This window comes from Actinoallomurus acaciae, from assembly GCF_042429965.1.
Classification (GTDB): Bacteria; Actinomycetota; Actinomycetes; order Streptosporangiales; family Streptosporangiaceae; genus Actinoallomurus; species Actinoallomurus acaciae.
In genome coordinates, this window is record NZ_JBHLZP010000363.1 from 1 (window position 1) to 8,440 (window position 8,440).

Here is an 8,440-nt window from a genome sequence, read left to right on the forward strand (position 1 = left end):
CGACCACGCCCGCGAACCGCGCGTCGGCGCCCATCCGGGCCGCCGCCACCGACGCGTTGGCCGCCATCCCGCCCTCGCCGTACCGGACGCCGGTGGCCTGCACGCGGGCGCCGGGCCCCGGCAGGACCGGGACGCGTACGGTCAGGTCGGTGTTGGCGTAGCCACAAAAGACGATCACGGAAGGACCACGCCCGCCTTGGCCGCCGCGGCGGTCAGCTCATGGACCTTGGCCGTGTCGACGCGTCCCCACCAGCGGCCGTTGCCCTTCACCGAGGACGCCACGATGACGCCGTCGCAGGCCGGCAGCAGCCCGCCGATGTTGCCGGCGGTGATGCCGGAGCCGATCACGACCGGAAGTGTGGTGTGCGCGGCGATGCCCCCGACCTCGTCCAGCGCGGCGGCGTCGCCGGTCCGCGACCCGGTGGCGATCAGCACGTCGGCGCCGAAGAACTCCGCGTCCTCGGTCTGCTCGGCCAGCGTACGGTCGGCGACGATCGCGTGGGAGCCGTGCTTGACGTGCACGTCGGCGAAGACCTTGACCGGGCCCGCGCCGATCCGACTGCGATAGCGGGCGGCGTGCGCCGACTGGCCCTCGATGATGCCCTCGTTGGCGACATAGGCGTTGGCCCACTGGTTGACCCGGATGAAGCCCGCGCCGCCGGACCAGGCGGAGGCGATCGAGCACTCGGCGGCGTTGGACAGGACGCTGACGCCCAGCCGGGTACCGGTGTTCTCCAGCGTCGCGTGCCGTACCCGGTCGGTCACCACGGCCATCGCCGCCGCGGTCTCATAGCCGTGCTCCCCCGGCTTGAGGAACGGGATGTCCCAGTGGTTCTCCACGATGAGCCCGTGGCAGCCGCCCTCCAGGTACGCCCGCGCCTCCTCGATCGCGAAGGCGGAGATCTCGTCGAGCGGGGTGCCCTCGTACTCCGGGCTGCCGGGCAGCGGAGGCAGGTGGATCACACCGATGACGACCTTCGGAGTGCCGAACAACTCCTCGATCGCGTTCGGCTTGGGAGGGAACACGCCCAGCTTCCGCTCACTCCCGGCCACCCTCACCATGTCGCCTCCTGTGTAATCGATTGCAGTGGGTTGGGTTTGAACCGTAGGGATGTATTCGCAGGCCGTCAAGGGTCTAGACTCATGTCCGTCGTAGATGACGGGTAACGCTCTTGTTACGGGCGATTCGGAAAGGTAAACGATTGCAGCGCGTCACGATCGCCCAGGTCTCCGAGCGCGCCGGCGTCTCCACGGCCACGGTGTCGCGGGTGCTCTCCGGCAGGGGCCCGGTGTCGGCCGCGGTGGAGCGCAGGGTCCGGCGCGCGGCCGAGGAGCTGGGCTACCAGGTCAACACCATCGCGCGGGCACTGCGCAACAGCCGGACCGACACCGTGGGGATGGTCGTGCCGAGCATCTCCAACCCGTTCTTCACCTCGCTGGTGGAGAGCGTCGAGCACGTGCTCGAACGCGAGGGCAAGGAGCTGTTCCTGTCCGACGCCCGCTCCGACCCGGCGATCGAGGCACGGCGGCTGGCCTCGCTCGCCGCGCGCAACGTCGATGGCATCATCGTCAGCCCGAGCCACGGCACCGAGAGCGGCCCCGCGGTGCAGGAGACGGCGGACCGGCTGCCGCTCGTCCAGCTCGACCGGTTCGTCGGCGGCACGAACACCGACTGGGTGGGCGTGGACGACATCGCCGCGATGCGCCTGGTCATGGACCACCTCCACGAGGGCGGAGCGCGTTCGGCGGCCTTCGTCGGATCCCTGCTGACCAACTCCTCGACCGAGCAGCGGTTCGCCGGGTTCCGGCGCCGCGCCGAGGAACTGGGCATGAGCGTCGACCCCGACCAGGTGCTCCTCGGCGACTACAGCGTCGACTGGGGCGAGGCCGCCGCGGCGCGCCTCGCCGACGCCGGAGACCTCCCGGACGCCATCGTGTGCGCCGACGACCTGATCGCCCTCGGCGTCACGCGCGCCTGCCGCGCGCACGGCGTCGCGGTACCCGGCCGGGTCCAGGTGACCGGGTACGACAACATCGAGTTCTCGCGGCTCGGCGAGCCCGCGCTGACCACGGTGGACCAGCCCCGCGACCGCATCGCCGAGGAGGCGGTACGGCTGCTGGCCGCGGCGAGCCGGACCGAGGGCACCGACCGGGGCCCGTCCGCCCACATCGCACTCGTGCCGACACTGGTCGTACGCGACAGCACCAGGGCCGGAGCGGCGCCGCAGCCATGACGAGGCAGGCCGTGACAAGGCAGCCGCCGTGACAAGGCAGCCGCCGTGACGACGGCCCAGCACCGATCAGGAGGCCGGAGATGGACGGATCAGCCGGGGCGACCGGCCCGGACCGCGCACTCGCGCTCGCACAGCGGCTGGTGCGCATCGACACCAGGGGCGGCGGCGAACGTCCGGCCGCGGACCTGGTCGCGGACGTACTCGACGACGCGGGCTTCGACGTCCGCGTCGACGAACCGCTGCCGGGCCGCGCCAACGTCATCGCACGCTTCGGCCCCGAGGCACCGCGGACGCCGATCACGTTCACCGGTCACCTGGACACCGTGCCCGCCGAGGAGTCGGGCTGGTCGTTCGACCCGATGAGCGGCGAGATCCGCGACGGACGCCTCCTCGGCCGGGGCGGCAGCGACATGAAGGCGGGCGTCGCCTGCCAGGTCGAGGCGGCCGTACGCGCCGCGCGGGAGCACCCCGGCGACACGGCGGTACAGCTGGTGTTCACCTTCGGCGAGGAGACCGGCTGCGACGGCGCCGCCCTGATCGACGAGGCGGCCCTGACCCCCACCGACCTGCTGATGGTCGCCGAGCCAACGGGCAACCGTCCGGTCCTCGGGCACAAGGGCACGCTCTGGCTCAAGGTGACCGCCCACGGCATCTCCGCACACGGCTCCCGCCCGGAACTGGGCCGCAACGCGATCGCGCCACTCGCCCGCGCCGCGTCGCGGATCCACGAACACCGAGACTGGCCCACGAACCCGACGTACGGACCCGCGACCGTGAACGTCGGCACCTTCCACGCGGGCACGCAGCCCAACCTCGTACCCGACCACGCCGAGATGCGCCTGGACATCCGCACCATCCCCGGCTTCGACTCCGACGACGCGATCACCGAGATCACCCGCCTGTGCGGCGAGGACGTCGACCTCGAACGCCTGGTCGACCTGCCGGGCATCGCCACCGACCCGGCGGACGTGGCCGAGATCATGGAACTCCTCGCACCCGGCTCCTCGGCGCACCCGCCGGAGTACGCGACCTACTTCACCGACGCCTCCGTACTCGCCGCCAAACTCGGCACGCCCGCGGTCATCGTGTACGGCCCCGGCGACCCGGAACAGGCCCACGTCACCGACGAGACCTGCCCGGTCGCCGCCATCGCCGCGTCCACCACCACCCACCACCACCTGCTCCGCACACAGAACGCCCGATCCATCCCGGACGCGGAACGCAACCGCACTCAGAACGCGACGGGTCAGACATAGGACGTGGCGGGTTCGGATGTAGGGCCGGATACGTAGCCCCCTGCTGCCCCGAGCGGCCAGGCCACCACGGACCCCGCACAGAAATCCGCCACGGATCGCGATCACCGGCCAGGTCACCGTCGGGGTGGCGAACGACGGCAGGTCAGGTCGGGTGTTCGCGGCGAGCCGGTCTTGCTCTGGGTGCGAGCCGGGTCATCGTTGGGGTCTGGTCGCGAACACCCATCGGTTGGCGGCCAGGGCGTCGGGGTGTCCGGGTTGGGGGGCCGGGCCGCGTCCGTAGTGGGAAGTGAAGTCGAATGCCGTATGGATCGATGTTCGCCAGCCCCGGGCGGTCAGGTCGCCGGCGGAGTCGGGGCGTGGTTCCATGTCGAACATGGCGAGGAGGTCGATGCCGGTGCGTCTGGCCACCGCGTACATCGGGCTCTCGCGGACGGCCGCCGACTCCGGGCTGAGCTTGATCTCGTAGGCCAGAGCGCTTCCCGCCGCGCTCAGCTTGTCCACCGCCTCGATGAGGGCACGTTCGGCGGCGTGGGGGAGGTAGAGCAGCAGTCCCTCGGCGAGCCAGGCGGTCGGTGCGGCCGGGTCGAAGCCCGCGCCGGTCAGCGCGGCGGCCCATTCGAGGCGCAGGTCGGCTCCGATCGCGATGCGCTCGGTCTTCGGGGTGGCGCGCAGCCCGCCGAGAACGCGGCCCTTGAAGGCGAGGACGTTCTCCTGGTCGAGTTCGAAGACCGTGCAGCCGGGCGGCCAGTCGAGCCGGTACGCCCGCGTGTCCAGGCCGGCCCCGAGGAGCACGACCTGCCGGGTGCCCGCGCGCACCCGCTCCGCGATGAAGTCGTCGAGGACCCTCGTGCGCAGACCGAAGTAGCGTCCGAGCCGGCCCCACAGCGGGTCGGCGTCGCCGTCCGGAACCTGCTGGGGACGCACCGGCCAGCCCGCGGACGCCGGGCACGCACGTACGAAGTGCTCGGCGTGGACGTCTCGCGCCAGGGCGTCGGGGCGGTGCGTCTCGATCGCTCGCGCGGCGGCGACCATGAGGGCGGTCAGTCCGACGCCTTCTTCCACGCCGGTGTCGCCGGCCATGGGCTCTCCTCTCGGGGTTCACCGCACGGACGGCACGCTCGCGCCGTGAGGCGGTGGTCAGACAGAACGGGCGCACGCACCGGGCCGACGCCGTACGGGACACCGACCCGAAACCGGCCTACAAGGCGTGCGTCAGACCAAGGCGTCGTCGGCCATGAACTCTCCTCTCAGGGGCCCGCCGCACGGACGGCACACTCACGCCGTAAGACGGCGATCAGGCAAGCCAGGCGCACCCGCCGAGCCGACGCCCGTACGGGAATCGGCCTACGAAGCGTGCGTCAGACCAAGGCGTCGCCGACCATGGGCCTCGTCTCAGGGGCTCGCCGCACGGTCGGCACGCTCGCGCCGTGAGGCGGCGATCAGGTAGGACAGGCGCGCCCGCCGGGCCGATGTCCCGTACGGGACACCGGCCCGGGATCGGCCTGCGAGGGGTGCGTCAGACCAAGGTGTCGCCGACGGCGTGGCTACCGTTGGCGAGGAAGTACTCCTCGATGGCGGTCCGCCACTCGTTCGCGGGGACCTGGCCGGTGCCCTGTGGGTCGAACGCCTTGAAGAGTGCCTCGACGTTGTCCTCCGGGAAGCCCACGGCTCGCATGCCGCGTACGAAGTCGGCGTGCTGGACGAAGCCGTCGTCGTCACGGTCGCAGATCGCGGTGAGCGCGTCCGCGTAGGGGCGGACGTTGTCCCCGTACGCGGCGGGCTCGTGGACCTGGGCGTACTCCTCCCAGCTCACCTTTCCGTCACCATCGCGGTCGAGGGTGCCGACCAGGCCCTCCCAGTAGCGCCGGCAGCCCGCGTGCATCGCCTGGGCCTTGGGTGAGCTCTCCGCCACGTCCAGGGCGTGGACGATCCTGTGCCCGAGCCGGTCGAAGTCGCCGGACTCCAGGTAACCGTTGGAGTCCGTGTCGAGGGCATCGAAAGCGGCCTTGATCCGGTCCAGACGTGCGTCCATCAGGGGAACCTCCGGCAGGAGTGTGTGATGCGGACGGTGACAGTTTAACTACATAAGGTGATCAAACAAGACGTCTGCCCACAACAGGCCACCGGGGTTTCCACCCGCCGCTCACCCGCGACTCACCCGTGGAATGTTCTTATCGCCAGCCAGATCAGGCCGCCCGCCATGACGGCGCCGCCGCCGATGTAGCCGACGTACATGTGCAGGCGGAGCCGCCGGGACAGCTCTTCCTCGCTCCTCGTCGAGATGATGAACGGCGAGCCGTCCGCCTTGCGCATGGTGAGCTGCCGGTTCTCCACTCCCGCCGCGCCCAGCACGTACATCGGCTGTCCCGGCGCGACGAGCCACTCCTGGTAGCGGTGGCCCTTGACGTTGCTGAAGTTGACGCGGAGATTCAGCCCGAACAGGTTGACGTTCTGCCCGGCGGGCTCGAAGCGCTGGACCGACTGCGGGGCGCCGTCGAGCGAGGCGCGCTCGTGCAGCACGAGGATCTGGCCCGTCCCGTCCTGGACGCCGAACGGAACCGGGCAGGTGTCATCGTGCACGGTCTCCTCCCGCGTGGTCGTGTGCCGCCGGCCGTCGCGGTACTCGTGGTGTTCGTAGCGGACCGTGACCTTCGCGCGGTACCACACGCAGTCCCGGCCGGAGAAGGGCGCTCGGACCATTCCGTGTGGTCCGGGCGCCGCCGCGCCCTTGACCTCGCAGGTGACGGGCTGCGCGCCGGCGGCGATCTCGGCGCAGGTGAGCGTCGGCGTCGCGTCCATCGCGTCGCGCTTGCGCTGCTGAAAGAACCCCCAGGCGAGGACGCCGAGGCCGATGACGAAAACGATGAGGGGGGCGATCACTACATCCTCCGGACGCGCTTGCCTGCCGGGACCTGTCTCGGCCGCCGTTCGGCGACGGTCCTGGGATTATTGCGTTTCGCCCCGACCTTTCGCTTACGGCCAACCGCATCCGATCTCCATGGCGGCGATCAATCGCCGGAACTACCCCTTGACGGCACCGGCCGACAGTCCGCTGACCAGGTGGCGCTGCGCGAAGACGGCGAAGCACAGCGGTGGCAGTAAGGACAGGAAGGTGGCGGCGGAGATGTCGCCCCAGCGGATGCCCGTACTGGTCACGGCCGCGTCGTACAGTTCGCGCGGCACCGTCTGCAGGCCCGCGTAGAACAGCGGGAAGGCGAACGGCGTCCACTGCGCGATGTCGAGGATCACCAGCAGCGGCACGACCGGGCCGTTGCCGAACAGCGTGACGTCGATGCCGACCTTGTGCAGCAGCCGGAACATCACGCCCATCAGGGCGGGGGCGATCATGATCGGCATGATGAGCGCGCTGAGCAGGCCCTTCTTCCCCGGGAAGTGCTTGTCGCAGAGCAGGGCCAGGGCGAACCCGAGCACCACCTCGGCGACGGTGACGACCACGGTGAACCGCAGCGTGAACCAGACGGCGTGCCAGAAACCGGCGTCCTCCAGCACGGTGCCGAATCCGGCCCAGGTGGCGACGGGGTCGAGCAGGGTGCGGTGCTGGAGCGCCGTACGGACGCCGGAGAGGATCGGATAGACGACGAGCAGCGCGAGGAAGGCGAGCAGCGGCGCGCCGAGGACCCAGCGCGCCACCCTCGCGTCGCGTCGCGCGATCACTTGGTCTCCGCGAGCTCGGCCAGATCGGAGTCGGCCTCCTTCAGCGCCGCGTCGATGCTCTGCTGCCCCGTCCAGGCGCCCGACAGATCCTGGGCGAGCGCCGTCTCGATGTCGAACGTCCTGGGCAGCGAAGGCTCGGAGAAGCCGTCGGTGGTCAGGTCGCGGGCGACGTACTTGAAGATCGGGTTCGTGCCGGTGAGGCTCGACGGCACGGCGGGCTGAGCGGGGATTCCGCCCGCCTTGGCGTACGTCGTCATCGCCGCCGGTGTGGCGAGGTAGGCCAGCCGCTTCTCGGCCGCGGTCTGGTTCTTGCCGAACTTGTTGATCGCGACGGCCAGTGCGTGCACGTGGGTGCGGTGCTTGTCGCCCGGCTTCTTCGGCTCGAGGCGCCGGCCGACGACCTGGCTGCTGATCTTCTCGTACGCGCTCTTCCACGACGGGTCGCTCGCCAGCCTGCCGACGAGATCCGTGCGGTGGTACAGGAAGTTGTTGCTGACATCGAGCGGCTGCAGGTACGGCGCGTGCTGGGCGACGAGGTAGCTCGAGGTGAAGTACACGTCGAAGTCGCTGGACCGGGTCCCCATCAGGGCGCCTCCTCGGCGAAGGTGTCGCTGCGGCTGAGCAGCGTCATCGCCACGTGGATCTTGTCCGTCCCGCCCTGGCCGTTGTCGTAGGCGCTGACGACCTTGGCCATCGCGCTGGTCACGACGCGCCGGAAGAGCGTTGTCCTGTGCATGTGTTCTCCTCGCCGAGCAGCCCGAAGCAGGGAGAGCCAGGTATTACCTATGTCCCGCAGGTCTGGACCTGATGTAGGCTAAGTCGCCGTTGGCCGTTCGGTCGACAGCATGCGTCACAGTCATCGAGAGGAAGCTCCGATGCAGATCTACCTGCTGGTCGACGCCGGCCAGACAGGTACGCGAGTGCGGATCACGCAGGGCTCGGGCGGCCACATCGACGACGCGGTCGCCGGCGTACGTGCCACGGAGGATCCGGAGCGTCACCTGGCTCGCGTCGTCACCGACGCGCTCCGCCGGCACGGGTCGCCCGTGGACCAGGTCGCCGCCGGGCTCAGCGGCCTCCAGGGGACGCGCGGTCGTCCCCGGGCGCTGCTGGAGGAGTGGTCGGCGTTCGGAGCGCGGCGCGTCGTGCTCGCCGACGACTCCGTGACCGCGTACCTCGCCGCCATCGGCGACCGTCCGGGGGTCGTCGTCTCCGTCGGCACCGGCGTGGTGGCGCTCGCCACCGGCGGGCGCGGCGGCTGGGCGCGCGTCGACG

At 70.7% G+C, this 8,440-nt stretch carries 10 protein-coding genes and 1 pseudogene; 3 read left to right on the top strand and 8 right to left on the bottom strand.

Going from position 1 to position 8,440, the window contains the following annotated elements:
* The coding region (locus ACFFNX_RS34495; RefSeq protein ID WP_378210116.1) for a PfkB family carbohydrate kinase at nt 1–178 on the bottom strand (178 nt) is incomplete at its 3' end.
* On the bottom strand, nt 175–1,062 hold the full coding sequence (locus tag ACFFNX_RS34500; protein WP_378210107.1) for a BtpA/SgcQ family protein: 888 nt from the start codon (nt 1,060–1,062) through the stop codon (nt 175–177). The genes ACFFNX_RS34495 and ACFFNX_RS34500, both read right to left, overlap by 4 nt.
* Nucleotides 1,063–1,202: 140 nt before the next feature.
* Here ACFFNX_RS34500 and ACFFNX_RS34505 point away from each other — a divergent pair, with 140 nt between their 5' ends.
* Nucleotides 1,203–2,234 (top strand): LacI family DNA-binding transcriptional regulator, encoded by a 1,032-nt coding sequence (locus tag ACFFNX_RS34505; protein ID WP_378210108.1) that lies wholly within the window; start codon nt 1,203–1,205, stop codon nt 2,232–2,234.
* An 80-nt stretch (nt 2,235–2,314) separates the two neighbouring features.
* The gene (locus ACFFNX_RS34510; protein ID WP_378210109.1) at nt 2,315–3,490 is read left to right on the top strand and encodes a M20 family metallopeptidase; all 1,176 of its coding nucleotides are present in this window, start codon (nt 2,315–2,317) and stop codon (nt 3,488–3,490) included.
* Between the two features lie 192 nt (nt 3,491–3,682).
* Here ACFFNX_RS34510 and ACFFNX_RS34515 read toward each other — a convergent pair whose 3' ends face one another.
* The 6 genes from ACFFNX_RS34515 to ACFFNX_RS34540 all read right to left on the bottom strand — a co-directional run bounded on the left by ACFFNX_RS34515 (nt 3,683) and on the right by ACFFNX_RS34540 (nt 7,901).
* The gene (locus ACFFNX_RS34515) at nt 3,683–4,570 is read right to left on the bottom strand and encodes a class I SAM-dependent methyltransferase (RefSeq protein WP_378210110.1); all 888 of its coding nucleotides are present in this window, start codon (nt 4,568–4,570) and stop codon (nt 3,683–3,685) included.
* 436 nt (nt 4,571–5,006) lie between these two features.
* Complete coding sequence (locus tag ACFFNX_RS34520) at nt 5,007–5,522, bottom strand: EF-hand domain-containing protein (RefSeq protein ID WP_378210111.1); 516 nt, start codon at nt 5,520–5,522, stop codon at nt 5,007–5,009.
* A 122-nt stretch (nt 5,523–5,644) separates the two neighbouring features.
* A complete protein-coding gene (locus ACFFNX_RS34525; protein ID WP_378210112.1) occupies nt 5,645–6,370 on the bottom strand; it encodes a GIDE domain-containing protein in 726 nt (241 codons plus the stop codon).
* Nucleotides 6,371–6,511: 141 nt separating this feature from the next.
* Nucleotides 6,512–7,165: a hypothetical protein gene (locus ACFFNX_RS34530; RefSeq protein WP_378210113.1), complete on the bottom strand. Its 654-nt coding sequence runs from the start codon at nt 7,163–7,165 to the stop codon at nt 6,512–6,514.
* On the bottom strand, nt 7,162–7,749 hold the full coding sequence (locus tag ACFFNX_RS34535; RefSeq protein WP_378210114.1) for a hypothetical protein: 588 nt from the start codon (nt 7,747–7,749) through the stop codon (nt 7,162–7,164). The genes ACFFNX_RS34530 and ACFFNX_RS34535 overlap by 4 nt, the downstream gene beginning before the upstream one ends.
* Nucleotides 7,749–7,901: a hypothetical protein gene (locus tag ACFFNX_RS34540; protein WP_378210115.1), complete on the bottom strand. Its 153-nt coding sequence runs from the start codon at nt 7,899–7,901 to the stop codon at nt 7,749–7,751. Before ACFFNX_RS34540 ends, ACFFNX_RS34535 begins: the two co-directional genes overlap by 1 nt.
* A gap of 139 nt (nt 7,902–8,040) precedes the next feature.
* Between ACFFNX_RS34540 and ACFFNX_RS34545 the strand changes: the two are divergent.
* Nucleotides 8,041–8,440: pseudogene (locus ACFFNX_RS34545) on the top strand (hypothetical protein); the annotation flags it as partial.

Coding starts and splice junctions, on each gene's coding strand:
- ACFFNX_RS34500 (WP_378210107.1), bottom strand. CDS start 1,062: ATGGTGAGGGTGGCCGGGAGTGAGCGGAAGCTGGGCGTGTTCCCTCCC.
- ACFFNX_RS34510 (WP_378210109.1), top strand. CDS start 2,315: ATGGACGGATCAGCCGGGGCGACCGGCCCGGACCGCGCACTCGCGCTC.
- ACFFNX_RS34515 (WP_378210110.1), bottom strand. CDS start 4,570: ATGGCCGGCGACACCGGCGTGGAAGAAGGCGTCGGACTGACCGCCCTC.
- ACFFNX_RS34520 (WP_378210111.1), bottom strand. CDS start 5,522: ATGGACGCACGTCTGGACCGGATCAAGGCCGCTTTCGATGCCCTCGAC.
- ACFFNX_RS34535 (WP_378210114.1), bottom strand. CDS start 7,749: ATGGGGACCCGGTCCAGCGACTTCGACGTGTACTTCACCTCGAGCTAC.
- ACFFNX_RS34540 (WP_378210115.1), bottom strand. CDS start 7,901: ATGCACAGGACAACGCTCTTCCGGCGCGTCGTGACCAGCGCGATGGCC.